At 70.0% G+C, this 24955-nt stretch carries 20 protein-coding genes and 2 riboswitches; of the genes, 5 read left to right on the top strand and 15 right to left on the bottom strand.

Translation table 11 applies throughout. The features are described from left to right. Positions 1 to 349 precede the first annotated feature (349 nt). From groL to ACOKR1_RS05255, 4 genes are all read right to left on the bottom strand, one after another. Positions 350 to 1978, bottom strand: a complete 1629-nt coding sequence (gene groL, locus ACOKR1_RS05270) for a chaperonin GroEL (RefSeq protein ID WP_422935671.1) — start codon at positions 1976 to 1978, stop codon at positions 350 to 352. Between the two features lie 312 nt (positions 1979 to 2290). Next, entirely contained in the window at positions 2291 to 3556 is a 1266-nt protein-coding gene (locus ACOKR1_RS05265; protein WP_422935670.1) for an ABC transporter substrate-binding protein, read from the bottom strand. After that, a complete protein-coding gene (locus tag ACOKR1_RS05260; protein ID WP_422935669.1) occupies positions 3556 to 4149 on the bottom strand; it encodes a LytR C-terminal domain-containing protein in 594 nt (197 codons plus the stop codon). Before ACOKR1_RS05260 ends, ACOKR1_RS05265 begins: the two co-directional genes overlap by 1 nt. A gap of 49 nt (positions 4150 to 4198) precedes the next feature. Further along, positions 4199 to 4507, bottom strand: a complete 309-nt coding sequence (locus ACOKR1_RS05255; protein ID WP_422935668.1) for a DUF3263 domain-containing protein — start codon at positions 4505 to 4507, stop codon at positions 4199 to 4201. Positions 4508 to 4713: 206 nt separating this feature from the next. Between ACOKR1_RS05255 and ACOKR1_RS05250 the strand changes: the two genes are divergently transcribed. Beyond that, positions 4714 to 5382, top strand: coding sequence for a uracil-DNA glycosylase (locus ACOKR1_RS05250; protein ID WP_422936558.1), 669 nt, complete (start codon positions 4714 to 4716; stop codon positions 5380 to 5382). Between the two features lie 18 nt (positions 5383 to 5400). Beyond that, positions 5401 to 6246, top strand: coding sequence for a siderophore-interacting protein (locus tag ACOKR1_RS05245; protein ID WP_422935667.1), 846 nt, complete (start codon positions 5401 to 5403; stop codon positions 6244 to 6246). Between the two features lie 10 nt (positions 6247 to 6256). On the opposite strand, the gene ACOKR1_RS05240 is transcribed toward ACOKR1_RS05245, so the two are convergent. The 7 genes from ACOKR1_RS05240 to gcvP all read right to left on the bottom strand — a co-directional run bounded on the left by ACOKR1_RS05240 (position 6257) and on the right by gcvP (position 16585). Further along, the gene (locus tag ACOKR1_RS05240; protein WP_422936557.1) at positions 6257 to 7717 is read right to left on the bottom strand and encodes a threonine/serine ThrE exporter family protein; all 1461 of its coding nucleotides are present in this window, start codon (positions 7715 to 7717) and stop codon (positions 6257 to 6259) included. A gap of 206 nt (positions 7718 to 7923) precedes the next feature. Next, on the bottom strand, positions 7924 to 9003 hold the full coding sequence (locus tag ACOKR1_RS05235) for a lipid II:glycine glycyltransferase FemX (protein WP_422935666.1): 1080 nt from the start codon (positions 9001 to 9003) through the stop codon (positions 7924 to 7926). A gap of 106 nt (positions 9004 to 9109) precedes the next feature. Then, on the bottom strand, positions 9110 to 10573 hold the full coding sequence (locus tag ACOKR1_RS05230) for an L-serine ammonia-lyase (protein WP_422935665.1): 1464 nt from the start codon (positions 10571 to 10573) through the stop codon (positions 9110 to 9112). Between the two features lie 146 nt (positions 10574 to 10719). After that, on the bottom strand, positions 10720 to 12048 hold the full coding sequence (glyA, locus tag ACOKR1_RS05225; protein ID WP_422935664.1) for a serine hydroxymethyltransferase: 1329 nt from the start codon (positions 12046 to 12048) through the stop codon (positions 10720 to 10722). Continuing rightward, the gene (gene gcvH / locus ACOKR1_RS05220; protein ID WP_415855946.1) at positions 12045 to 12425 is read right to left on the bottom strand and encodes a glycine cleavage system protein GcvH; all 381 of its coding nucleotides are present in this window, start codon (positions 12423 to 12425) and stop codon (positions 12045 to 12047) included. Before gcvH ends, glyA begins: the two co-directional genes overlap by 4 nt. Positions 12426 to 12501: 76 nt before the next feature. Beyond that, positions 12502 to 13668 carry a glycine cleavage system aminomethyltransferase GcvT gene (gene gcvT / locus ACOKR1_RS05215; RefSeq protein WP_422935663.1) on the bottom strand — a complete coding sequence of 389 codons (1167 nt, stop codon included), beginning with the start codon at positions 13666 to 13668 and terminating at the stop codon, positions 12502 to 12504. A gap of 19 nt (positions 13669 to 13687) precedes the next feature. Continuing rightward, on the bottom strand, positions 13688 to 16585 hold the full coding sequence (gene gcvP / locus ACOKR1_RS05210) for an aminomethyl-transferring glycine dehydrogenase (RefSeq protein ID WP_422935662.1): 2898 nt from the start codon (positions 16583 to 16585) through the stop codon (positions 13688 to 13690). A gap of 55 nt (positions 16586 to 16640) precedes the next feature. Continuing rightward, a riboswitch (glycine riboswitch) is annotated at positions 16641 to 16724 on the bottom strand. Between the two features lie 4 nt (positions 16725 to 16728). After that, a riboswitch (glycine riboswitch) is annotated at positions 16729 to 16827 on the bottom strand. A gap of 198 nt (positions 16828 to 17025) precedes the next feature. Here gcvP and ACOKR1_RS05205 point away from each other — a divergent pair. Both ACOKR1_RS05205 and ACOKR1_RS05200 read left to right on the top strand, forming a co-directional pair. Next, positions 17026 to 17814, top strand: a complete 789-nt coding sequence (locus tag ACOKR1_RS05205; RefSeq protein ID WP_422935661.1) for an EfeM/EfeO family lipoprotein — start codon at positions 17026 to 17028, stop codon at positions 17812 to 17814. A gap of 34 nt (positions 17815 to 17848) precedes the next feature. Next, complete coding sequence (locus ACOKR1_RS05200) at positions 17849 to 19075, top strand: Dyp-type peroxidase (protein ID WP_422935660.1); 1227 nt, start codon at positions 17849 to 17851, stop codon at positions 19073 to 19075. A 109-nt stretch (positions 19076 to 19184) separates the two neighbouring features. Here the strand turns inward: ACOKR1_RS05200 and ACOKR1_RS05195 are convergent, their stop codons facing one another. Both ACOKR1_RS05195 and ACOKR1_RS05190 read right to left on the bottom strand, forming a co-directional pair. Beyond that, on the bottom strand, positions 19185 to 19646 hold the full coding sequence (locus ACOKR1_RS05195; RefSeq protein ID WP_422935659.1) for an SRPBCC family protein: 462 nt from the start codon (positions 19644 to 19646) through the stop codon (positions 19185 to 19187). 8 nt (positions 19647 to 19654) lie between these two features. Beyond that, positions 19655 to 20050, bottom strand: coding sequence for an ArsR/SmtB family transcription factor (locus ACOKR1_RS05190; protein WP_422935658.1), 396 nt, complete (start codon positions 20048 to 20050; stop codon positions 19655 to 19657). Positions 20051 to 20232: 182 nt separating this feature from the next. Between ACOKR1_RS05190 and ACOKR1_RS05185 the strand changes: the two genes are divergently transcribed. Continuing rightward, the gene (locus ACOKR1_RS05185; protein WP_422935657.1) at positions 20233 to 23046 is read left to right on the top strand and encodes an alkaline phosphatase family protein; all 2814 of its coding nucleotides are present in this window, start codon (positions 20233 to 20235) and stop codon (positions 23044 to 23046) included. Between the two features lie 254 nt (positions 23047 to 23300). Here the strand turns inward: ACOKR1_RS05185 and ACOKR1_RS05180 are convergent, their stop codons facing one another. Together ACOKR1_RS05180 and ACOKR1_RS05175 are read right to left on the bottom strand one after the other, a co-directional pair. Then, complete coding sequence (locus tag ACOKR1_RS05180) at positions 23301 to 23663, bottom strand: hypothetical protein (protein ID WP_422935656.1); 363 nt, start codon at positions 23661 to 23663, stop codon at positions 23301 to 23303. Positions 23664 to 24062: 399 nt separating this feature from the next. Next, positions 24063 to 24716, bottom strand: a complete 654-nt coding sequence (locus ACOKR1_RS05175; RefSeq protein WP_422935655.1) for a hypothetical protein — start codon at positions 24714 to 24716, stop codon at positions 24063 to 24065. Between the last annotated feature and the right edge of the window lie 239 nt (positions 24717 to 24955).

Below are 24955 nucleotides of genomic sequence, written 5' to 3'. Positions count from 1 at the left end.
CGTGTCGCCACTCAACCGTCCCTCGGAGGCTTGACCGTCCCGCGTCACCAACGGCTGTGCCTCTCAGGAACGGTCACACAGCAGTGCGGACGGTCGGGTACGGAAGCTTGCGCACCCGAGTGAAGTTGGCGTACCCGACACGGGACATGGGCGGGGTTGGCGTACCCGAAACGGGACATGGGCGGAGTTGGCGTACCCGAGACGAACGATGGCGGGGCCCCCACCTGAGTGGGGACCCCGCCGTCGTGCCTCACGGCCCGCCTCGCGTACCCGAAACGCTGTCGCGCCCGGATATCTGTACCCGAAACGCTGTCGCGCCCGGACATCTGTACCCGAGACGGTGTGGGGGCTAGAAGCCGCCCATGCCGCCCATGTCGTCGCCACCCGGCATGGCCGGAGCGTTCTTCTCCGGCTTGTCGGCCACGACGGCCTCCGTGGTGAGGAACAGGCCGGCGATCGAGGCGGCGTTCTGCAGCGCAGAGCGGGTCACCTTGACCGGGTCGTTGACGCCAGCGGCGAGGAGGTCCTCGTAGACGCCAGTCGCCGCGTTGAGGCCGTGGCCAGCGGGCAGCTGGCGAACCTTGTCCGCCACGACGCCCGGCTCGAGGCCAGCGTTGAACGCGATCTGCTTGAGCGGAGCCTCGATCGCGATCTTCACGATGTTGGCACCCGTGGCCTCGTCGCCCTCGAGCGCGAGGTTCGCGAACGCCTTGGCACCAGCCTGGATGAGGGCCACGCCACCACCGGCGACGATGCCCTCCTCGACGGCGGCCTTCGCGTTGCGGACGGCGTCCTCGATGCGGTGCTTGCGCTCCTTGAGCTCAACCTCGGTGGCCGCGCCCGCCTTGATGACGGCCACGCCGCCGGCGAGCTTGGCGAGGCGCTCCTGGAGCTTCTCGCGGTCGTAGTCCGAGTCGGAGTTCTCGATCTCGGCGCGGATCTGCGAGACGCGGCCGGCGATCTGCTCGGCGTCGCCAGCACCCTCGACGATCGTGGTCTCGTCCTTCGTCACGACGACCTTGCGGGCCTTGCCCAGGAGGTCGAGCGTGGCGTTCTCGAGCTTGAGGCCAACCTCCTCGGCGATGACCTGACCACCGGTGAGGATCGCGATGTCGGTGAGCATGGCCTTGCGGCGGTCGCCGAAGCCCGGGGCCTTGACGGCGACGGACTTGAACGTGCCCTTGAGCTTGTTGACGATGAGCGTCGCGAGGGCCTCGCCCTCGACGTCCTCGGCGATGATGAGGAGCGGCTTGTTGGCCTGCATGACGCGCTCGAGGACGGCGACGAGATCCTTCACGGAGCCGATCTTCGAGTTGACGATGAGGATGTACGGGTCCTCGAGGACCGTCTCCTGGCGCTCCGCGTCGGTGACGAAGTACGCCGAGAGGTAGCCCTTGTCGAAGCGCATGCCCTCGGTGAGCTCGAGCTCGAGGCCGAACGTGTTCGACTCCTCGACGGTGATGACGCCTTCCTTGCCCACCTTGTCGAGGGCCTCGGAGATGAGCTCACCGATCTGGGTGTCGCCGGCGGAGATGGACGCGGTCGCGGCGATCTCCTCCTTGGTCTCGATCTCCTTGGCGGACTCGAGGAGCTCCTTCGTCACGGCCTCGACGGCCTTCTCGATGCCGCGCTTGAGCGACAGCGGGTCGGCGCCGGCGGCCACGTTGCGGAGGCCTTCCTTGACGAGGGCCTGTGCGAGAACGGTGGCGGTGGTGGTGCCGTCGCCCGCGACGTCGTCAGTCTTCTTGGCGACCTCCTTGACGAGCTCCGCGCCGATCTTCTCGTACGGGTCGTCGAGCTCGATCTCCTTGGCGATCGAGACGCCGTCGTTCGTGATCGTGGGGGCGCCCCACTTCTTCTCGAGGACGACGTTACGGCCGCGCGGGCCGAGGGTGACCTTGACAGCATCGGCCAGCGTGTTGAGGCCGCGCTCGAGGCCGCGACGGGCCTCTTCGTCGAATGCAATGATCTTGGCCATAACGGCTATCTGTCCTTTCGGGACGGTGTGTGGTGAGCGCACCCGCTGCAGCGCCCGCGACGGCCGGCGCCCGCCTCCCGTTCCGTTCCCGGTTGGCTGACGCCTCACCCCAGCGTGGTGTTCCCTTCCTCCCGCGGACGGACGCTGCCTGCCGAGCCGTGCGGCCCCGCTTGCTTAGCAGTCTGCCTGTGGGAGTGCTAGGTCAATAATTAGCACTCGGCACGGTCGAGTGCAAGCGCGCGGCCCTCATTCTGCCCGGGCGAAGACTCGCGACCCGAGCCCCGAACCCGATGGCCGGCCGAGCGGCGGGGGTCAGCGTGCGACGGCCTGCGTGCCCGCCTGCCGCCCCGTGTTGTCCGCGCTGTACCGGAACACGGTGAAGTTCGCGGTCGTGATGTCGCCGTTCTCGTCGAAGGCGACGGGCCCGGACTGGCCGTCGTAGTTGATCGACGTGCCCTTCGACTCGAGCGCGAGGCAGTCGGTCAGGACCACGCACTTCTGCCGCTTCTCCGGCTCGGAGACGCCCGCCGTGCCGCCTGAGACCGCGATGAGGTGCGACGCGATGGAGGGGCCGCCGTCGTCCTGCGCGGCGCCCGCGGCGAGGATCGCGAGAGCGGCCGCGTCGTAGGCCTCGGGCGCGAACGTCATGTCGATGAGGCTCGGCGCCTGCTTGAGCATGTCCGCCTGGAACGCCGCGCTCGGGTACAGCCCGGGCACAAGGCCGCGCGCGCCGTCGAGCGCCCCGCTCGCGAGGCCCGATCCGTACTTGGCAATGAGCCCGTCCGAGAGCACGAGCTTCGAGCCGGGCACGCCCGCATCGTGGACCTGGGCGAGCACCGCCTGGGGATCGTCCCGCGCGATGACGACGACGGCGTCCGCCCCCGCGGCAAGCGCGGCGGTGGCCGCCGCGCGCGCGTCGTGCCCCGTGAACTCACCGCTTCCGCCCTCCGTGAGGCCATTCGCCTTGACGGACGACGACGCGGCGTCGCCGGCCGCCTGCCCGTACGAGCCCTTCTGCCGCAGCACCGCGACGCGCTTCGCGTCGCCGGCCTTCGCGAGCGCGGCGAGGGCCGCGCCCTCCGAGGACTCGGTCGGGGACGTGCGGAAGTAGTAGCCCCCGCTCGGATAGCCCGAAAGCTCGTCGTCGAGGTTGGCGGGCGAGATGAGGACGGTCTTGGCCTTGTCGAGCACGTCGATCGCTCCCGGCGCGTGGCTCGAGTCCGTGGGTCCGATGACCACGTCCGCCTTCGCCGCAACGAGCTGCCGCGCGGCTGCGGCGGTGTCCGTGGACGGCGCGGGAGGGATGAGCTCGATGGGCCGGCCCTTGTGGCCGCCCGCGGCGTTGGCCTGCTGGACCGCGAGTTCCACCGCGGCGCGCTGAGCGTCGTTGAGATACACCTGATTGCCGGCGTTGTCGAGCAGGAGCCCAATCCGCAGCACGCCGTCGCCCGAGGCCTCGGTGTGCGCGAGCCGCGCGTTCCCGGCTTCGGCCCCGCACGCGGCGAGCCCCACGGCAAGCCCCGCCGCGACCGCGGCGAGCGCCCCGCGACGGCGTGCGAGCCGGGAGCCGAACGCCACTATCCCGCGTACCCCGGGCCCGCGACGACCGCGAGGGGGTAACCGAGCTGCTGCGCCTGGAGCACCGTCGCGATGCCGAGGTCTGCGGCGAGCGCCTGCGCGGACGCCTTCTGGCTCGGATCCTTGTAGAAGACCACGGAGGAGGACACCGGCGAGCCTGTCCAGTTGCCCACGGCGGCCACGGTCCAGCCCGCGTTCCGAACGGCCGCCGCGGCACGGTTGCCGAGGCCCGCCGTCGACGTCGCGTTGTAGACGCCCACCGCGAGGGTCTTGTCGGCCTGCGCCGGCGCCGACTGGGTGGGCGTCGGCGTGGACGACGGCGTGGGGGTGGGAGTCGGCGTCCCGGACGGCTTCGCCGAGGCGGGAGTCGACGACCCAGACGATGCCGACGGACCCGTTGCGGCGGACGTGCCGAGGAGCTTGGGGACGATGAAGAGGGCCGCGGCCACGAGGATGACGACGATCGCCGCGGCGATGATCACTCCCCCGATGCCCCGACGGCCCGTCTCGACAGCACCCTTCGTGCGATGCACGCCTTGACGGCGCGGGGCCTCGAGTACGTCATCGAATTCGTCGCGGGGGTAGTGGCTCATAGCGTGTTGAGTCCTCGTCGAATGCTCTGCTGGGGGGACGCGGCAGGCTTCAGGCGCTGCCGCCCAGGCGACGAGCCGTCCGTGCGCGCTGACGCGACGTCCTTAGTCTACGCAACCTCTTGACGAGCATCGGATCGTGGGCCAGCGCCGCCTCGGTGTCGATGAGGGCGTTGAGCAGCTGGTAGTAGTGCGTGGCCGAGAGATCGAAGAGCTCGCGGATGGCCTGTTCCTTCGCTCCCGCGTACTTCCACCAGTTGCGTTCGAGGGCGAGCATCTCGCCCTCGCGCTCGGTGAGTTCCGCGGCCGCCGGGCGGCTGACCCCTGCATGCTCGGGCTCGAATGCCTCGGCTGCGCCCATGCGCTACTCCCTTCGACTGGATGATCTCCGTGTCGGCTTCAACCAGTGTAGGAGCGAACTACACGGTTGTCATTCGTGGCCCCGCGAGGCGCTGGAGAGGCCCGCAGAATTCTGCAAGACTCGGGGCCGTGACCGAGCCACTGTTCGAGCTCCCGAGCCCCGGGGAGGGCCCTGCCCCCGGGGATACCGCAGCGCGGCTCGCCGAGATGGCGGAGGCGCCCCTCGCGGCCCTCGTCCACCCCGAGTGGGCGCGTGCGCTGGCCCCGGTGGAGGGCGAGCTCCGCCACGCGCTCCGCACCGCTGCCGGAGACGCCGCGGGCGGCGCGACCGTCCTCCCTCCCCCGGACGCCGTGCTTCGCGCCTTCCGCGAGCCGCTGTCCGCGGTCAAGGTGCTGATCGTGGGCCAGGACCCGTACCCGACGCCGGGGCACGCGATGGGCCTCAGCTTCTCCGTTGGCGCAGGCGTGCGGCCGCTTCCGCGGAGCCTTGCGAACATCTTCCGCGAGCTCACGGACGACGTCGGCCGTGCACCTTTGGACGGCGACCTCACCGCGTGGGCCGAGCAGGGCGTGCTCCTGCTCAACCGGGTGCTCACGGTGCGGGCGGGCGAATCCGCGGCGCACCGGCGAGCGGGCTGGGAGGCCGTGACAGACGCGGCGGTGCGCGCCGTCGTCGGCCGCGGCCTGCCGCTCGTCGCGATCCTGTGGGGCAAGGACGCCCAGTCGATGGGCTCGCTGCTCGGGCTGACGCCCGTCATCGCGACCGCGCATCCCTCACCGCTCAGCGCGGCCCGCGGGTTCTTCGGGTCGCGGCCGTTCAGCCGCGCGAATTCTTTACTCGAGGCGCAACGGGCCTCCCCGATCGAATGGGTCTAAACGGTTAGGCTGGGCCGCATGACTTCAGGCATCACGACCGCGGCGCCCGCCAAAAAGCCCCGCCCGACGCTTGATCTCGTCGTCTCGCGGACTGAATGGCTCACGCCGCACCTTGTGCGCGTCGTGGCCGGCGGTCCGGGTTTCGACGCGTTCGAGGACAACGGATTCACCGACAAATACGTCAAGATCTCCTTCCCCGATGCGCTTCCCGGTGGTGCGTGGCCCGACGGGCCCGTGGACCTCACGGCGCTCAAGGACTCGCTCCCCCGCGAGCAGTGGCCCGTGACCCGCACCTACACCGTGCGGTCATTCGACCCGGAGGCGCGCGAGCTCGCGATCGACTTCGTGGTGCACGGCGACGAGGGCATCGCGGGGCCGTGGGCGGCCGGCGCGAAGGAGGGCGACCGCATCGTTGCCACAGGCCCCGGCGGGGCGTACTCCCCCGATCCGAAGGCCAAGTGGCACCTCTTCGCGGGCGACGAGTCCGCCCTGCCCGCGATCGCAGCAGCCCTCGAGGCGCTGCCCGAGGATGCCAAGGGGATCGCGTTCCTCGAAGTCGGCTCGGCGGCCGATGCGCCCGAGCTCGCGGCGCCCCAGGGCATCGACATCCGGTGGCTCTCGCGGGACGGCGAGCGCGCAGGCGAGACGCTCGTGCTGGCCGAGGCCATCGCCGAGGCCGAGTGGCTCTCCGGGAACCCGAGTGTCTTTGCCCACGGTGAGCGCGGGGCCATGAAGGAGCTCCGCGCCGTCTTCAAGCAGCGGGACCTCCCGCGCAAGCAGCTCTCCCTCTCGGGCTACTGGGCCCACGGGCGCGCCGAGGATCAGTTCCAGGCGGAGAAGAAGCTCCCGGTCGGCCAGATCTGAGGTTGCGGGGTCAGCGGCGGACCGTGCGGCGGCGGCGCTCCACCGCGCCCGCGCCGCGCGTGAACGGCCGCGCGAGGTGATCCCCGAGCACCACGCCGGCCGCTGCGCCGAGAATGATCGCCATGGCCGTGAGCATCCCGCCGGCGCCCGAGGCTGTCTGGGCCGAGTCGAGCGTCGCGACATACATCGACCGGAAGATCGTGAGACCGGGCAGCAGGATGAGCGCCGCGGGCACCGCGACCACGAGCTGCGGCGCCCCCATGCGCAGCGCGATGATCCGCGCGAGGAAACCGATGACGACGGCGCTCGCGGCCGGCGCGATCCGGTCGCCGACGCCGAGGTACTGCGCGCCCGTGAGCGCGAGATAGCCCACGAGGCCCACGAGGGCCGTGGGCAGCACAAGCCGCCTCGCCGTCTGCTCGGTGACAGCGATCGCCGCGACCGCCGTGCCGATGAGCACCACCTGGACCCAATACGGATACGCGGGCGGGAACGTCTGCGTGACGTCGATCCGCGACACGCCGAGGAGCTCCCCCACGAGGAACGCGACCGCGATGCCCGCAACGAGGGCCGCGAACGTCAGGAACGCCGAGAGATACCGGCCCGCGGCCGTGACCGGGAAGCCGTTGATTGCGTCCTGCGTCGCGGAGACGAGCCGCGACGTCGGCAGGAGCAGCAGGATGCCGCCCACCACGACGATCGCGGGAGAGATCGTGATCTGGGCCCAGAACATGAGCAGCGCGATGATCGTCACGAGGAACGCGCTCGCGAGCGTCGCGAAGAAGTCCGGGACCCGCATCCGGCCCATCGCACGGCTCACGAGCGAGACGCCGAGGTTGCTCACGAACGCGACGAGCGAGGCCATCGGGCCGCCGCCGAGCACGCCGACGAACAGCGCGGCGAACAGCGAGTACGCGGCCGTGACGGCCCACTTGGGAAACGGCTTCGCACGGGTCGTGATGGCCTGGAGCCGGCGCATCGCCTCCTCGCGCCCCACCCCGCCCGCGGCGATCTCGCTCACGAGCTGGTGCACGAGCGAGAGCCCGGCGTAGTTGCTGGTCCACGACCGGACGACGCGCAGGAGCGAGATGGGCGTCTGGTCGTGCGGCGAGTAATTGATGGCGACCGACTGGTTCGTGATGTCGACCTCGACGTGTTTGAGGCCGAGTGCGGCGGTCACGGCGATCATTGACGCCTCGACCTCGAGGGCGCCCGCGCCGTAGCGGAACATCGTCTCGGCGAGCAGGAGCGCGAAGTCGAGCGTGCGGCGCGCCGACTCGTCGACGCCGCTCACCTGGATCCGCGGGTTCGCGTACGGGCTACCGGCGAGCCGATCCACGATCGAGAGCGGCGCCGTGGGCGGGTTCTCCCCCGTGATGAGGCGCCGCAGAACCCGTACGGCCGCGGCATTGGCCCGGACCTGGGCGGGCGAGATCGGCTTCGTGGGCGGCGTCTCCCCGAAGTTCCCCACGGGGAGCGGAAGGGTGTGCAGGGGTGGCCCACCCGCCGTCGCCTGTTCGGCGACGCTGGGCGGCCCACCCGCCGTCGTCTGTTCGGCGACGCTGGGCGGCCCACCCGCCGTCGTCGGCTTCCGCTCCTCGGGTCGGTTCCCGGCGCGCTTGTCGACTCCCACGCCTAACTACTTTCCCCCGCTGGACGGGTCGGTAAAACTACGCGTCAGTAGAACTGCTGCCCCGTGCGGCGAGTGTAGAGCTGGCGCGCGACGCGCTCGCCGGCCGCGTTCCACGCCGTGTAGCGAGTCGAGTCGACAGGAAAGTCCCACACCCCCACGAAGTCGGTCACGGTCTTCGAGAAGGAGGTCTTGAAGAGCCCCAGCCCGTGGAACGGGTGCGAGGGGTCCTTGAGCTGCGCGGCGGGCGGCGTGCCGCAGAAATCGTATTCGGTGCAGCCGAGCTCCTTGACGTCCTGGATCGCCGTCCATTGGACCAGATGCGAATCCCCGTATTGGGTGCGCTTCTGGAGCGAGCCGCCGTCCTTGTACGTGCCCTTGCGGCCGTAGTTGATCACGAACGCGCCGACGGACGGGCGGCCATTTTCGTACACGAAATACAGGCGGCCCTGGCCGCGGGACGTGAACTCGGTCCAGAACTGGCGGTAGTACTCGAAGCTGCGCACCTGAGCGCCGTTGCGAGACTTGGTGTTGAGCGTTCCGGTCATGAGCGAATGCATGGTCCGGTAGTTCGCGAGCGTCGGCTCTGCCACCTCGACCTGGACGCCCTCGCGCTCGGCACGGCGCACGGCGTTCCGGCCCCGCGAGTGAAGGTTGCGCAGGAGCTGGTTCGGTTCGGGGCTGATGTCGAGCAGGGCCGTCGAATCGTTCGGCTGGAGGTTGAACGACTTCGCGAGCCCCGCGCCCGCGAGGACCGCGCGCGCATCCTCGGAATCCACGATGTCCGGCTCGACCTTGATCGCGAACACGCGGAGCCGCTCGCTCGCCACGAACTTCTTGACGGCCTCAAGCGCGGGCGGAACGTGGTCGATCGACGCGACGTCCGGACCCTTGATGAGGTACCAGAGGCGGCCCAGGACGGGGAACGACTTCTCGAGCACGAGGTTGTAGCTCGGGCCGTGACCGCCCTCGAGGACGAGGTACCTGACGTCCCAGCCGAAGTTCTGCTTGACGGCCGCGAATGCCGCCGACTGGAGCAGGTTTCCGCCGTTCGGATTCGCGGTGACGTGCTCGTCCCAGCGCTCGATCTCGTCCGGGGTCGCGAAGCGTGCGGTGAAGCTGCTCAAGGGGGCTGCATCCCTTCGTTGAGGTCTCGGGGGCCGGGAACCAGTCTAGTCAGCTTAGGGGGCCGGCTCAGCCGCGGCCGATGGGATGCCGGCCTCTACCGGGCCGTCAGCACTCGACGACGTTGACGGCGAGGCCCCCCATTGCGGTCTCCTTGTACTTGCTGCTCATGTCCTTGCCGGTCTCGCGCATGGTCACGATGACCTCGTCGAGCGAGACACGGTGCGAACCGTCACCCCACAGCGCCATCTTCGCGGCGTTGATCGCCTTGGCGGCGGCGATCGCGTTGCGCTCGATGCACGGCACCTGCACGAGCCCGCCGATCGGATCGCACGTGAGGCCGAGGTTGTGCTCCATCGCGATCTCGGCCGCGTTCTCGACCTGGGCGGGGGTGCCGCCCATGACCTCGGCAAGACCCGCCGCGGCCATGGACGACGCCGACCCCACCTCGCCCTGGCAGCCCACCTCGGCGCCGGAGATGGAGGCCTGCTCCTTGTAGAGGACCCCAACGGCACCGGCGGCGAGGAGGAACTTCACGACCACGTCGTCCTTGTCCTTCTGCGTTGCGCTGTCCATGCCGGGCGCGTAGTTGAGCGCGTAGTAGAGCACTGCGGGAATGATTCCGGCAGCGCCGTTCGTGGGGGCCGTGACCACACGGCCGCCCGAGGCGTTCTCCTCGTTGACCGCGAGCGCGATGAGGTTGACCCATTCCTGCCAGTAGATCGGGGCGCGGTCCTTGTCCTCCTTGAGGAGCCGCTCGTGCCAGTCCGGCGCACGACGGCGGACCTTGAGTCCCCCGGGCAGGAGCCCCTCGCGCTTGAGGCTGGATTCGACGCAGGCCTCCATGACCCGCCAGATGTGCAGAAGGCCCTCGCGAATCTCGTCCTCCGTGCGCGAGGCCTTCTCATTGATGAGCATGATGTCGCTGATCGAGAGGCCTTTCGACGCGCAGCGGCCCAGGAGTTCCGCGGCCGTCCGGAACGGGAACGGGAGCTCGTTCTTGGACTCGTCGAGCTCCTTCTGCGCGCTCGCTTCCTCGCCCTCGCGGACAATGAAGCCGCCGCCCACGGAGAAGAACGTCGCCTCGTGGAGAAGGGGAGCCCCGACCAAGGTGCCTGCCCCGCTCAGGCCCGCGCCGGCGTCGTCCGCTTCGGCCTTGCTCGCCTCGGGTGAGCCGAAGACCTGGAACTTCATGCCGTTCGTGTGGCGCGGCAGGACCGTGAGCGGGTGCAGGACCACGTCCTCGACGCCGTACTCGAGCTCGCGGCCGCCCGCGAGGTTGAGCCGGCCGGTCTCGGCGATCGCGGTGAGGCGCTCCTCGACCTGCTCCGGGAGGATCTCCTCGGGCTCGAATCCCTCGAGGCCCAGGAGCACGGCCGTGAACGTGCCGTGGCCCCGGCCCGTCGCGGCGAGCGAGCCGTAGAGGTCCACGCGCAGGCCCGCGACGTCATCGAGGAGGCCGCGCTCGCGAAGCTCGCGCGCGAACACCGCGCCGGCCCGCATGGGGCCCACGGTATGGGAGCTCGAGGGGCCAATGCCCACGGAGAAGAGTTCGAAGACGCCGACGGCCATGCCGGGATTCCTTCCCTAGTCAATTATCGATCCGCGGCCACGGTTGCGGGGTCAAAGTTCGGACAAAGACCCCGCAACGCGAGGGACGGGACCCCGCAACCCGAGGGACGGGACCCCGCAACGCGAGGGACGGGACCCCGCAACGGTCAGGCGAGGTTGTCCACGCCCGGGTAGAGGGGGTGGGCCGCGGCGAGGGCGTCGACGCGGTCCTTGAGCGGCGCGAGGTCGTCGTCGCGGCCTGCGATGAGAGCCTCGGCAATGATGTCGGCAACCTCGCGGAACGCGGCCTCCCCGAAGCCGCGCGTCGCGAGCGCCGGCGTGCCGATCCGCAGGCCCGAGGTGACCATGGGCGGGCGCGGGTCGAACGGGACGGCGTTGCGGTTCACCGTGATGTCAATCGCGGCAAGACGGTCCTCGGCCTCCTGGCCGTCGAGCTCCGCGTTCCGCAGATCCACGAGCACGAGGTGCACGTCGGTGCCGCCGGAGACGACGCCGATGCCCTTGGCCTTGACGTCCTCCGCCGTGAGCCGTTCGGCGATGATCTTCGCGCCCGAGAGCACGCGCTCCATCCGCTCGCGGAACTCCGGCGAGGCCGCGATCTTGAACGCGACGGCCTTGCCCGCGATGACGTGCTCGAGCGGGCCGCCCTGCTGGCCCGGGAACACGGCGGAGTTGATCTTCTTCGCGATGTCGGCGTCGTTCGTGAGGATGATGCCGCCTCGCGGGCCGGCGAGGGTCTTGTGGGTCGTGGACGTCGTGACGTGCGCGTGCAGGACCGGGCTCGCATGCAGGCCGGCGGCGACGAGGCCCGCGAAGTGGGCCATGTCCACCATGAGATACGCGCCGACCTCGTCCGCGATCCGGCGGAACTCGGCGAAGTCGAGCTCGCGGGCATACGCGGACCAGCCCGCGACGATGAGCTGCGGGCGGTGCTCGAGGGCGAGCCGCTCGACCTCGGCCATGTCGATCCGGTGGTCGTCCTCGCGGACCTGATACGGGATGACGTTGTAGAGCTTGCCGGAGAAGTTGATCTTCATCCCGTGCGTGAGGTGACCGCCGTGGGCGAGGTTGAGGCCCATGATCGTGTCGCCCGGCTTGATGAGGGCGTGCATGACGGAGGCGTTCGCCTGGGCGCCCGAGTGCGGCTGGACATTCGCGAACTCGGCGCCGAAGAGCGCCTTGACGCGCTCGATCGCGAGACGCTCGATGACGTCGACGTGCTCGCAGCCGCCGTAGTAGCGGCGGCCCGGATAGCCCTCGGCGTACTTGTTGGTCAGGACAGAGCCCTGGGCCTGCATGACCGCGACCGCGGTGTGGTTCTCCGACGCGATCATCTCGAGCCCGCCGCGCTGGCGGCCGAGCTCGGCATCGATCGACGCGGCGATCTCGGGGTCGAGCTCGGCGATGTCGGCGTCGAGGGAGGCGGAGCGGACCTGCACGAACTCTGCGGTCTCAGCCGCCGTTCCGGCGCTCACAGCTCGCCGCCGTTCTTCGACGCGTACTCCTCGGCGGAGAGCAGCGGGCCCTCGGCGGAGACCTCGACCGTGAAGAGCCAGCCGGCCCCGTACGGGTCCTCGTTGACGAGCGCGGGGTTGTCGATCGCCTCCTGGTTCACCTCGACGACGGTCCCGGTCACGGGGGCATAGAGATCGGAGACGCTCTTCGTGGACTCGATCTCGCCGCACGTCGCGCCAGCGGTGATCTCGCTGCCGACCTCGGGCAGGTCGAGGTAGACGACGTCGCCGAGAGCGTCAGCGGCGACGGCGGAGACGCCAACCTTCGCGGGGCTCTGCTCGACGTCGAGCCACTCGTGCTCCTCTGAATAGCGAAGGCCGGTCTGGACTTTGCTCATGGGTTTACTCTCCTCAGCTCAACGGCTACCGCGGCATCTGCGCCGCAGGTTCGGGTTGGGGGTGGGTGTGAAAGTGCTACTTCGCGCGCTTGTAGAACGGGAGTGCTACAACCTCGAATGGCTCGGCCTTGCCTCGGAGGTCGACGTCGAGCCGGGTGCCCACGGCGGAATGTTCGACGGCGACGTACGCAAGCGCGATCGGGTAACCGAGCGTTGGGCTCGGCTGACCCGAGGTCACCTCGCCAATGACCTGGCCGTCCTTGAGGACCGGGTAGTGCGAGCGCCCGGCACGTCGACCGAGGCCGCGAAGGCCCACCAAACGCCTGCCGCTCGTGGTGCCTGCGCCGTCGACTGACTCACCCACCCGCGCCGCCCTTTGCAACGCGGCGCGGCCCACGAACTCCCCCTCCTTGGACTTCAAGGCGACGACTCCGCCCAGACCCGCCTCGAACGGCGTCACGTCGCGCGAGAGCTCGTTGCCGTACAGCGGCATGCCGGCCTCGAGGCGCAGCGAGTCGCGCGAGGCGAGGCCGCAGGGAACGAGGCTGTGGCCCTCCCCCGCCGCGCGGACCGCAGCCCACAGCTCGGCAGCGCGGCCGTTCGCGACGAAGAGCTCGAAGCCGTCCTCGCCCGTGTAGCCCGTGCGTGCTAGAAGCACGGGAACCCCTGCAGCCTCGAGCTCGATCGCGGCGTAGTACTTGAGGCCGGTCACGGCCTCGGCGCGCTCGGCGGGCACGAGCGCGAGGAGGATGCTCTCCGCGTTCGGGCCCTGCACGGCGATGAGCGAGGTCTCGGCGCTCGCGTCGCGGAGCGTGACACCCGCAGCGGCCCCACGACCGGCCGCGAACGCCGCGAGGCGCGCCTCGAACTCGGCCGCGACCGTGGGCGCGTTGCCCGCGTTGGGGACCACCAGGAAGCCCTCCTCCGCGACGCGGTAGACGATGAGGTCGTCGATGATGCCGCCGTCCTCGGCGCAGATGAGCGAGTACTTGGCCTTGCCGACCGCGATCGTGGAGAGCTTGCCCACGAGCGCGTAGTCGAGGAACGTGCCGGCATCCGGGCCCGTGGCCCAGACCTCGCCCATATGCGAAAGATCAAAGAGACCAGCGGCCTCGCGGACGGCGCGGTGCTCGGCGAGCTCGGAGCCGTACTTGAGCGGCATCTGCCAGCCGCCGAAGTCGGTGAAGCTCGCGCCGAGGGCCTCGTGCTCGGCGTAGAGGGCCGTGCGCTTCTCTGTTGTCATGTCCGTCGTCACAGCAGTCTCAGTTCTCTTCGAAGGCTTCGAGGGGAGGGCACGCGCACACGAGATTGCGGTCGCCCGCGGCCCCGTCGATGCGGCCCACGGGGGCGAAGTACTTGTCCTGGCTCGGGGTCCTCCCGGGGAACGCGCCCTGCTCGCGAGTGTACGGGCGGTCCCAGTCGCTGCTCACCACAGCGGCGGCCGTGTGCGGCGCGCGCCGCAGCGGCGAGTCCGCGACGGCGAAGTCGCCGTGCGCGACCTGGTCGATCTCGGCGCGGATCGTGATCATCGCGTCGATGAACCGATCGATCTCGCCGAGGTCCTCCGACTCGGTCGGCTCGACCATGAGCGTGCCCGCGACCGGGAACGCAAGGGTCGGGGCGTGGAAGCCGAAGTCGATGAGGCGCTTCGCGACGTCCTCCGCCGTCACGCCGGTCTTGGCCGTGAGCTCACGCAGGTCGAGGATGCATTCGTGCGCGACGAGCCCGCCCTCGCCCGTGTAGAGCACCGGGAAGTGCGCGTCGAGGCGCTTCGCGATGTAGTTCGCCGCGAGGAGCGCGGACTTCGTTGCCTCGGTGAGGCCGTCGCCACCCATGAGCTTGACGTACGCCCACGAGATCGGCAGGACGCCAGCGGAACCGAAGCGCGAGGCCGAGACCGGGAGATCCTCCCCGCCGTCCCACGCCGCGGCGTCGCCCGGCATGAACGGCGCGAGGTGCGCGCGGGCCGCAACCGGACCCACGCCCGGGCCGCCGCCGCCGTGCGGGATGCAGAACGTCTTGTGCAGGTTGAGGTGGGACACGTCGCCGCCGAACTTGCCCGGCTGGGCCAGCCCCACGAGCGCGTTCATGTTCGCGCCGTCGATGTAGACCTGGCCGCCCGCGGCATGGACCGCGTCGCACACCTCGCGCACGTCGGCGTCGTACACGCCGTGCGTCGACGGGTAGGTGATCATGATGGCCGCGACCCGGCCCGCGTTCGCCTCGATCTTCGCGGCGAGGTCAGCGTGGTCGATTGTGCCGTCCGCGGCGGTGGCGACGACGACGACCTTCATGCCTGCGAGGACGGCCGAGGCCGCGTTCGTGCCGTGCGCCGAGGCGGGGATGAGGCACACGTCGCGCTGGCCCTCGCCGCGCGAGTGGTGGTAGCCGCGGATCGCGAGCAGGCCCGCGAGCTCGCCCTGCGAGCCGGCATTCGGCTGGATCGAGACCTGGTCATAGCCCGTGATCGTCGCGAGGTCGGCCTCGAGGTCGGCGATGAGCTCGCGCCAGCCCTCGGTCTGCGAGTCTGGCGCGAACGGGTGGATGCCCGCGAACTCGGGCCACGTGATGGCCTCCATCTCGACCGCCGCGTTGAGCTTCATGGTGCACGATCCCAGCGGGATCATCGTCCGGTCCAGAGCGAGGTCGCGGTCGGAGAGGCGGCGCAGGTAACGCATCAGCTGCGTCTCAGAGCGATGCGCGTGGAAGACCGGGTGCCGCAGGTAGCGGCTCGAGCGCAGGACGCCCGCCACGAGGCCGAATTCGGGCGGCGTGGGCGGGTTGGACGTAGCCGTGCCGCCTGAGGCGACGTCGACGCCGTCGCCCGCGGGACCCGCGCCGAAGACGCCGGCGACGGTCGCGACGACGTCCGCCGTCGTCGTCTCATCGCAGGAGATGCCCACCGTGTCAGCGTCGACGAGGCGGAGGTTGACGCCCTTCGCCTCGGCGGCCCTGACGAGCGCGGCGGCGCGGCCCGGGACGCGGGCGGTGACGGTGTCGAAGAAGCTGCGGTGCGCGAGCTCGACGCCCGCGGACTCGAGCGCCGCGGCGAGCGTGCGCGCGTGGCGGTGGGTGCGCTCGGCGATCGCCTTGAGGCCCTCGGGCCCGTGGTAGACCGCGTACATCGACGCGACGATCGCGAGGAGCGCCTGCGCCGTGCAGATGTTCGACGTGGCCTTCTCGCGGCGGATGTGCTGCTCGCGGGTCTGGAGGGCCAGGCGGTAGGCGGGGCGGCCGGCGTCATCCTTGGAAACGCCCACGAGGCGGCCCGGGAGCTGGCGTTCGAGGCCCTTGTGCACCGACATAAAGGCCGCGTGCGGGCCCCCGTAGAAGAGCGGGACGCCGAAGCGCTGGGCGCTGCCGACGGCGATGTCCGCGCCCTGCTCGCCCGGGGACTTGATGAGGGTGAGCGCGAGGAGGTCGGCGGCGACCGTGACCATCGCGCCGCGCTCCTTCGCGGCGGCGATGAGCCCGCTCGCGTCCGCGACGAGGCCGGATGCGCCCGGCTGCTGGATGACGACCCCATTGATCGGCCCCTCGGGGAGGCCCTGGGACAGGTCCGCGACCTCGACCTCGAAGCCGAGCGCCCGGGCGCGGCCCGTGACGATCGCGATGGACTGCGGGAACAGCTCGGAGTCGAGGACCGTCCTGCCGGCCGCGGCTTCCTTGTTCTTGTTCGCCCGCCGCATGAGCAGCACGGCCTCCATGACCGCCGTCGCCTCGTCGAGCAGGGACGCGTTCGCGATCTCGAGGCCAGTGAGGTCCTCGACCGCGGTCTGGAAGTTCAGGAGCGCCTCGAGGCGGCCCTGCGAGATCTCGGGCTGATACGGCGTGTACGCCGTGTACCAGGCGGGGTTCTCGACGATGTTGCGGCGGATGACGGCGGGCGTGACCGTGTCGTAGTAGCCCTGGCCGATCATCTGCACGCGCGGCTTGTTCTTCCCCGCGAGGCGACGCAGCGCCGCGAGAGCGTCCGTCTCGCTGAGTGCGGCGGAGAGAGTGAGCGGGGCGTCCTGCTTGATGCTGTCCGGCACCGCGATCGCGGCGAGGGCGTCGGCGCTGTCGTAGCCGACCGCGTTCAGCAGGTGCTTGATGTCTTCGTCGCGCCGGGCACCGATGTGCCGGTCGACGAAGGCTGCGGGAACTGCATGGTCCGTCACGGGGGAACTCCATCACTCTGGCCGCGGGTGCGCGGCATGGACTCGTTCCTCCCCGCTCTGTATCGGACCTGAGAGATTCCGCCGGCTCGTGAGGGCCGGCTTGCACCGTCGGTGAGCCCATTCGGGCTGCTTTCCAGAGGCGCCTTGCCGCGGCGGTACAGGGGCCTGAGAGATTCCTGGGGAGGTGTTGCTCCTACGGCGCCTGCTTGCTCGTGCTCGCAGGACTCTCCCGCCGCAGATCAGAGGCTTGTTCAGTTGTTGGGGCGCGGCTGGGTGCCGCACAGACCAATTCTGCTATGCCGGGGGTCACAGGGCAAACGACGGGGCCAGAGCCGGCGCGAGAAGAATACGCAACAGTTTTGCATCCTAATTCGAGTTAGCTTAGGCTCACCTTGCCTGAGATCCTTCGGGCGCCCCTCCAGACACCCCGAGGTACACCCATGACCGCAGGGCCCGAAGCCCCCGAGGCGCCCGCCCCTCCCACCCCGGCGACGATGGACGACGCCGTTGCCGCCTACCACGATGACGTCGCCGAGCGCCTGGCCGAGCTCCGCGAGCATGCGCTCACCCTGCGCGCGAACGTCGGCAACGGCGACGTCGACTCCGCCATGCAGGCGTGGCTCGACGCGCAGCAGACCTGGCAGCGCGTCGGCGCCGCGTACGGGAGCTTCGGCGACCTCGGCAGCGCCATCGCTCCGGGCTCGCGCGGGCTCGAGGGCGGTGCCGCGAACCCCGACTTTTCGGGCCTCCGCCGGATCGAGTACGGCCTGTGGCACGGTCAGGGTGCGGGCGAGCTCATCCCTGTGATCGACAAGCTCCTGGGCGACCTCGACGCACTCGCGGCCAAGCTGCCCGAGACCGCGGTCGCGCCCTCGGACATGCCCCTGCGCCTGCACGAGATCCTCGAGGACGCACAGCGGGACCACCTCTCAGGCCGCGGCGACCAGGGCTCGGGGCTCGCCCTCGCGCTGGCCCGCGCCGACGTCGACGGCACCCAGGAGGTGCTCGACCTCCTCCGCGGCCTGCTCGAGAACCGCAAGGCGGGCTTCCCGGCCCGGCTCGACGGCGAGCTCGCCGCGCTCGGCGCCGCGCTCGACGCGACCCAGAGGGACGGCACGTGGACCGACTACGCGAAGGTCCCGCTCGGCGAGCGTCAGGCTGTCAACTCCGCGCTCGGCCGCGTCCTCGAATCGCTCTCGCTCATTCCGCCGCTCTTCTCGACCGACTGACCTCACCCGACCTCCCGACCCCGAAGGCACCATCATGCAGATCCAGCGACGCTCCTTCCTCGTCGGCGCCGGCGGCGCCGCGGCCGGCGGCCTCCTCTCCGCCACGGCGGCCCGGGCGGACACGGCACCCGAGGCGAGCTCCGACGTCGTCGATTTCCTCGGCGCGAACCAGGCCGGCGTCTACCGCCCCGCCGCCCAGCAGCAGTCGGCGTGCTTTGCGGCGTTCAAGGTGCTGAGCCGGGACGCGGCGGAGCTCAAGGCACTCCTCCAGAAGCTCACGGTCAAGGCCTCGATCCTCGGCGCGGGCCGCAAGGCGAGCGACGCGCTGCCCTCGAGCGAGCTGAGCGGTGTGGACGGCGCTCCGCCGGTCAACTCGGGGGTCATGGGCGAGGACATCCCCGCCGCGAATTTCACCATGACGCTGGGACTCGCGGGGAGCCTCTTCGACAACCCCGCGTTCGGGCTCGCCGGGAAGAAGCCCAAAGGCCTCACGGATATGAAGGTCTTCCCGAAGGACCAGATCGAGGAGGAGTGGACGGGCGGCGACCTCATTCTCCAGCTGTGCGCCGACTCGACCGACATGATCCACTACGCGCTCCGCGACATCATGAAGGCCACGCGCGGGCAGCTCCAGCTCCAGTGGAAGATCAACGGTTTCCGCAACCGCCCCCGGCCGGACGGCGCGCCGCGCAACCTGTTCGGCTACAAGGACGGGATCGTCAACCCCGCCCAGGACGAGAAGCTCGTCTGGCTCGGCAAGGACTCCGGCCAGCCCGCGTGGGCCGAGGGCGGCACGTTCATGGTGGTGCGGATCATCCGCATGCTCGTGGAGTTCTGGGACCGAGTGGGCCTCGGGGAGCAGGACAACATGATCGGCCGGCACCGCGCGAGCGGCGCGCCACTCGGGAAGGACAAGGAGACGGACACGCCGGACTACGCGTCCGACCCCAAAGGCGACACGATCCCGCTGGCCGCCCACATACGACTCGCCAACCCGCGCACCCAGGAGACGGCCGGCTCACGCATGCTGCGCCGCGGCTACAACTACGAGCTCGGCGTGGACCTCAACGGCAACATGCAGGCCGGCCTCATCTTCGCGAGCTTCCAGCAGAACATCCAGGACCAGTTCGAGGCCACGCAGACCCGCCTCGCGAACGAGCCCATGACCGACTACATCGAGCCGTTCGGCGGGGGCTACTTCTTTGTGGTCCCGGGCGTTCAGAAGGACGGCGGATTCCTCGGCGAGGGGCTCTTCGCCTAAGGGCGTCCCTTCCTGCCCACTTTGGGAGCTAACGCTGCGCGCGCCACGACAACGCTCTCGGCGAGTCGCGGCGCAGGCCGCCCCCATGTGAGCACGAAGGGACGAACGCTCAGGCGCGCACGCGCTCGACGTACGCCGCGAGCCCGTCGAAGAGCCAGCGCGTTCCCTCCTCGCGGAGCGCCGGGTCCTCATGACCGTCGAGGAACACGCCATGCTCGGTGAGCGAGACCCGCGTGCCGTCCCCCTCGGGCTCGAGCTCGAGCGTCGCGAGGGAGACGGAGAGCTTCGCGCCACGATGGTGCATCTCGTACGTGTAGACGATCCGCTCGTCCTGAACGATGTCGTAGAAGTGCGCGTAGAACTCGCTCCGGTCGCCGTCCGGAGTGGCACCGATGTTGACCTCGGTGCCGCCGGGGCGGAAGTCGAGCGACGCCTCGATCTGGGTCCAGTCGGCGGGGCCGGCGAACCATTGCTTCTTCTCGTCGAAGTCGGCGAACGCCCGGAACACCCGCGACGGCGGGGCCGCGATGACGCGCTCGACGGTGAACGTGGACTGGATCTGCTGGCTCATGATGACTCCTATGGGTGGGTGGGCGGGTTAGGGCTGGCCGGGTTAGGGCTGGCCGGGTTAGGGCTCGTGGACAGGAAGGCTCCGAGCCGGTCGAGCGCGCGTTCCTGCGGAAGCCGCCGCGCGGAAATCCACGCCTCGGCGCTCCGGAGCGCGCTGGGCGCGAGCGTGCACGTTCGGACGCGGCCGGATTTGAACGTCGTGATGAGACCGGCGCCCTCGAGCACGGCGAGGTGCTGGACGACGGCGGGGAGGCTCACCCCGAGCGGGGTGGCGAGGGCTGTCACCGAGGCGGGCCCTTGGCAGAGGCGCCTGATGATCGCCCTGCGTCGCGCGTCGGAGAGCGCGTGGAAGATCGCGTCCAAAGCGCCCTCTTCCGCGTTATCGCTGTCCGATAACTTAAGCATGTACTTAAGTATCTGCCTCAAGCCGAAGGTGTCAAGTGGTTGCCGAGGTACACCTAAAACGTCACCAAAGTCGGCGACAGATTTAAACTGAGGCCCATAAGTTCACTTGCATGACAAAACCGTCAGAATCCCCCCGGAAAACCCTGAGTGCACCACAACCCCTGCGCCGGCTGTCGGCGTTCGTGAAAGGCCGCAAGCCGCTCACGGTTGTCGCGGCGAGCTGCACGCTCGCGGTCCTGGGCGGCGGCATCGCCGTCGCCTCGACGATCCCGTTCGGCCAGAACCAGGTCGGCACCGAGTACGACAACGGCCAGCAGGTCTCGGCCAACCAGGTGATCAAGCCCATCGGCGACCGTTTGATGACGCCGTTCGGCAAGATCATGGGCTCGACCGTCAGCCCCGACGGTCGCTTCCTCGTCGGAACGAGCACCGACCGTTCGGTCGACCTGCAGGTCTTCGACCTCAAGACCTACAAGCCCGTCGCGGCCGCAGGCACCCTCGCGACCGCGTCGTTCGCCGCGGCGGCAAGCAACGCGGGCTTCATGAATATGGCCTACCAGAAGGTCTCGGACGGTTCGCTCGGCCAGGAGGGCCCCGTCTTCTCGCCCGACGGCAAGTTCCTGTTCGAGCCTGTCGCCACCGGGATCGTGCGCTACCCGTTCAACGCTGACGGCTCGCTCGGCGCCGGCACGAAGATCAGCATCCCGACCGTGAGCGGCAAGCAGGCGCTCACCGGTGGCATGACGTTCTCCCCCGACGGCTCCACGCTGTACGCCGCCGTCAACGGCCAGAACACGGTCGTCGCGATCGATCCGGCCGCGGGCACGCTCAAGCAGACCTTCAACGTCGGCATCGCCCCGCGCCAGCTCAAGTTCGTCGGCACCAAGCTCTACGTCTCCAACGAGGGCGGTCGCCAGGCGGCCGCCGGCGAAGCGACAATGAACTCCTACGGGACCGACGTGCCGGCTGACACCGTCACCGGCGCTTCCACGACGGGCACGCTCAGCGTGATCGACACCGCCAACGCCTCCGCCGCCGTTGCGTCGATCAATGTCCAGCTGCACCCGACCGCGATGTACCTCGACGGCACCACCCTGTACGTGGCGAACACGAATAGCGACACCGTCTCCGTCATCGACAGCAAGAGCGACACGGTCATGCAGACCATCGCCACCCAGCCATGGGCGTCGTCGCAGGTGGGCTACGAGCCCACGGCGATCACCATGCAGGGCGACCACCTGCTGATTTCGCTCGGTCGCGCCAACGCGATCGCGGTGTACAAGGTCAACAAGCAGGATCCCAAGGACCCGGCCAGCTACATCGGCCTCCTGCCGACGGACTACTTCCCCGAGAACGTCACCGCGGTGAACGGCCAGATCGTGGTTACCAACACCCGCGGCATCGACGCCCGCGGGCCGCTGCTGAGCTTCAACAAGGGTCAGGGCACGACCGTTGCGACGGGCCACGGCACGCACGCGACGACCGCCTCGCTCACCAAGTTCACGCTGCCGAGCGACGACCAGATCGGGCAGTACACCGAGACCGTCTTCGAGCAGAACGGCTGGAACGGCAGCTCCGTCAAGCAGGCGACGGCAGCGGACGCCGCCAACATCCCGGCGGTGGCCGTTCCGAAGCGGATCGGCGACCCGTCGACGATCAAGCACGTGTTCCTGATCGTCAAGGAGAACCGCACCTACGACCAGGTCTACGGCGACATGAAGCAGGGCAACGGCGACGCCTCGCTCGCCCAGTTCGGCGCGAAGGCCACCCCGAACCAGCATGCACTGGCCAGCCAGTTCGGCCTGTACGACAACACGTACGACATCGGCACGAACTCGGCCGAGGGCCACAACTGGATGATGCAGGGCGACAACCCGGCCTACACCGAGACCGACGCCGGCGAGTACACCCGCTCGTACGACACCGAGTCCGACGTGCTCGGCCACCAGCGCACCGGCTTCCTGTGGAACGCGGTCCAGGCTGCGGGCAACACGGCCAAGAACTTCGGCGAGTTCGAGTCCGCTTCGGGCAAACCGGCCGGCGCTACGTGGCAGCAGTACTACTGTGCGGCCACGTCGGTTCAGGGCGGCGGCAACCCGGCCCAGCTCTTCGATCCGTCGATCAAGATCAACGCGAGCTCGCAGATCCCGTCACTCAACAGCATCATCGATCCGGTCGTTCCCCCGTTCGACACGAACATCCCTGACATCTACCGCTACCAGGCGTGGAAGCAGGACTTCGAGAAGAACGGCCCCGCCAACTTCAACATGATGTGGCTCTCGAGCGACCACACCGGTGGCGCGGCCTCCCCCGAGGCGCAGGTCGCGGACAACGACCTCGCCGTTGGCCGGATCGTTGACGAGATCTCACACTCGCAGTACTGGAAGGACTCCGCGATCTTCATCGCCGAGGACGACAGCCAGGACGGCGCCGACCACGTCGACGGCCACCGCGCCCCCGTTCAGGTCATCAGCCCGTATGCCGTGCACGGCCAGACCGTCAGCACGTTCTACTCGCAGATCAGCATGGTGCGGACCATCGAGCAGATCCTCGGCGCCCAGCCGCTCAACCAGAAGGTCGCGGCTGCCACTCCGATGATCGACGGCTTCACCAACAAGCCCGACATGACGCCATTCGCCACGGTCCCGAACCAGATCCCCCTGACCGAGGGCGTCAAGACCGCCCCGGCCTGTGGCCTCGACACGCTCGGCCAGACCGGCGCGGCCGCCGCCGCGGTAAACACCGCCGCCGCTCAGGCCGTGGCCGTCCCGGCCTCGATGCAGGACATCGCCGAGCAGTGGGAAGACTGGGCCGAGCAGCAGCACCTGACCGGCAACGGCGCGAAGGAAGACTTCGCGAACCCGTACCTGTTCAACCGCTGGACCTGGTACCAGACCCACAACTGGGCGACCCCGTACCCGGGTGATTCCCAGATCTACGGCCCGAACGACGTGCCTGGCGTCGCCGCCGGCTCGACGAACCACGAAGACGGCTAACCAGCTGACCGGCGGGTGACCGCCGGTCGCTGACGGCCCGCATGCGCCGGGCTCGGCAACCCGTCGAGCCCGGCGCATGCTCCGTTAACGGACGTCCGGCTGCATTCCGGTCCGCTTCTTGGCCCGCATCTGAGGTGTCGTGCCGTGACACGCTGTCCGAGACTGGTTGAGGCGAATCAACCGGACGGGAGCGTCACAGGAACGGCGCGCGGCACGGACCGCGCCGTCGAAGCGCGACTGGATTGGCGCCGTCGTCAGCCGTTGCAATTCTTGTTCGGCAGGAGGCCGAGCGTCAGGTCCTGCGAGCACTTGGTGGGCGCCGGCGTCGCGGTCGGGGCGGGCGTAGCGGGCGGCGCCGGGACCACTTGGACGGGCTGGGCCGGGGCGGGCGCCGGCGCTGCCGGGGCCACGGGAGCGGGCGTCCCGGCACGGGCGCAGAAGCGGGGGCGGCCACGGTCGCGGAGGCAGCTGACGGCCGCGGTGCCGTCGTGGTGGCGGTCGGCCCCGGGGTCGCCAGGGCGGAGACGGCCGTCGGGGAGGCGGGCAAAGTCGCAGACGGCGACGCCGACTGAGTCGGGGTACCGACGCCCGCGCGAATCGAGGCCTCGTGGGACCACTGGAGCCCAACCTCCGGCATCACGGCGCGCATCGCGGTCGCGCCGAGCGAGAGGATGAGGACCCCGAGCGCCACCCACACGAAAGCCGTGGGCACGAAACCGAAACCGTCGGAGCGCCGCGCCTTGGAGCGCCAGAAGAGCGCGACGACGAGCACGACGGCGCACACCGCGAACACGAGAACCGGTGCGGCCAGAGGGCCGCCGCGCAGGCGCCAAGGAGGCAGACGGCGCCCGCCCACACGAGGAATCGGGGCCAGAATCTGGTACGCCGACGGGGCCGCCTCAGCCCCGAGGGCCTGTCGGCGGCCTCAGGGGCAGGTCTGAGGGGGCGAGGCACCGTGGGTATTCTCCCACGGGCGCCCGGGGCCGCGACCCCCGCGGGGTTTCACGGCGCCCGGGCTAGCTGCAGATCTTGACCGTCACGAGCCCGTTGAGCGGCGAGAGGCAGTCCTGCTTCTCGGGCACCTGCGACGGCGAGGGCGCGGGCGTGCTGGCCGGGGCGCTCGTGCTCTGGGCCGGGCTCGAGGGCCTCGCAGCGACCGCCGGCGGCGACTGGGGCGCGGCGGCCTGCGCCGTCGAGGCCGGCTGCGCGGAGGCCGCCGTCGCCGGAGCAGCCGGGGCCGCGGGCTGTCCTGCGGCCCCTCCGCCCTGGGCCGGGGCCGCCGGTGGCGCCTCGGGAACCGACGCCTGAGTCAAGTGCTGTGCGGCCTCGGCGGATTGCACTGAGATGGTGGGCGACGGCGTTGCCCCGGAGGGACTCGCGGACGGCGGATCCTCCGTTGCGCCGGGGCCCGCGCCGAAGCGACCAGACGACGCCGAGGCCGCCGACGGCGGCTGGAAGCCGGGGATCAAGGTCCGCGCAGCGACGGCGCCCATCGAGAGGACGAGCGCTCCAACCGCGCCCCACACGACCGCCATCGGCATAAGGCCGGAGCCGCCGGCGCGGGGCGACCGGGACCGCCAGACGAGGGCGACGACGAGCAGCAGGCCGCACGTGATGAGCAGCTCGAGGGGGAAGTAGACGAGGGCCAGAACGGCGATTGCTGCCGCCAAAACCCCCGCTGCCCAAAGGGGCAGGCGGCCCCTGAGGGTCACTTGTCGGCGACGCCGCCTCAGCCATGTCGGCGTTTCGGCGGCGTCCTTTCGGGGACGGGTGGGAAACGTCACCGTTGCCATGCTTCCACGTTTCCGGGGGTCGCCGCCAGTCGGGGCCCCCGATCGGGGCCCACGAATGGCCACCTCCCGCCCGACCATCGGCCACCTCCCGCCCGACCATCGGCCACCTCCCGCCC

Origin of the sequence: Sinomonas sp. P47F7 (assembly GCF_049332655.1) — a bacterium.
Taxonomy (GTDB): Bacteria; Actinomycetota; Actinomycetes; order Actinomycetales; family Micrococcaceae; genus Sinomonas.
The sequence above is the reverse complement of the archived record's forward strand: the minus strand, read 5'-3'. Positions and strand labels throughout refer to the sequence as shown.

What these genes read in the sequence shown, in the direction of transcription:
- gcvH (WP_415855946.1), bottom strand. Translation starts at nt 12,425, where the DNA reads ATGAGCAAAGTCCAGACCGGCCTTCGCTATTCAGAGGAGCACGAGTGG.
- ACOKR1_RS05260 (WP_422935669.1), bottom strand. Translation starts at nt 4,149, where the DNA reads ATGAGCCACTACCCCCGCGACGAATTCGATGACGTACTCGAGGCCCCG.
- gcvT (WP_422935663.1), bottom strand. Translation starts at nt 13,668, where the DNA reads ATGACAACAGAGAAGCGCACGGCCCTCTACGCCGAGCACGAGGCCCTC.
- ACOKR1_RS05230 (WP_422935665.1), bottom strand. Translation starts at nt 10,573, where the DNA reads ATGGCCGTCGGCGTCTTCGAACTCTTCTCCGTGGGCATTGGCCCCTCG.
- ACOKR1_RS05190 (WP_422935658.1), bottom strand. Translation starts at nt 20,050, where the DNA reads ATGCTTAAGTTATCGGACAGCGATAACGCGGAAGAGGGCGCTTTGGAC.
- groL (WP_422935671.1), bottom strand. Translation starts at nt 1,978, where the DNA reads ATGGCCAAGATCATTGCATTCGACGAAGAGGCCCGTCGCGGCCTCGAG.
- ACOKR1_RS05245 (WP_422935667.1), top strand. Translation starts at nt 5,401, where the DNA reads ATGACTTCAGGCATCACGACCGCGGCGCCCGCCAAAAAGCCCCGCCCG.
- ACOKR1_RS05205 (WP_422935661.1), top strand. Translation starts at nt 17,026, where the DNA reads ATGACCGCAGGGCCCGAAGCCCCCGAGGCGCCCGCCCCTCCCACCCCG.
- ACOKR1_RS05195 (WP_422935659.1), bottom strand. Translation starts at nt 19,646, where the DNA reads ATGAGCCAGCAGATCCAGTCCACGTTCACCGTCGAGCGCGTCATCGCG.
- ACOKR1_RS05200 (WP_422935660.1), top strand. Translation starts at nt 17,849, where the DNA reads ATGCAGATCCAGCGACGCTCCTTCCTCGTCGGCGCCGGCGGCGCCGCG.
- ACOKR1_RS05255 (WP_422935668.1), bottom strand. Translation starts at nt 4,507, where the DNA reads ATGGGCGCAGCCGAGGCATTCGAGCCCGAGCATGCAGGGGTCAGCCGC.
- ACOKR1_RS05250 (WP_422936558.1), top strand. Translation starts at nt 4,714, where the DNA reads ATGGCGGAGGCGCCCCTCGCGGCCCTCGTCCACCCCGAGTGGGCGCGT.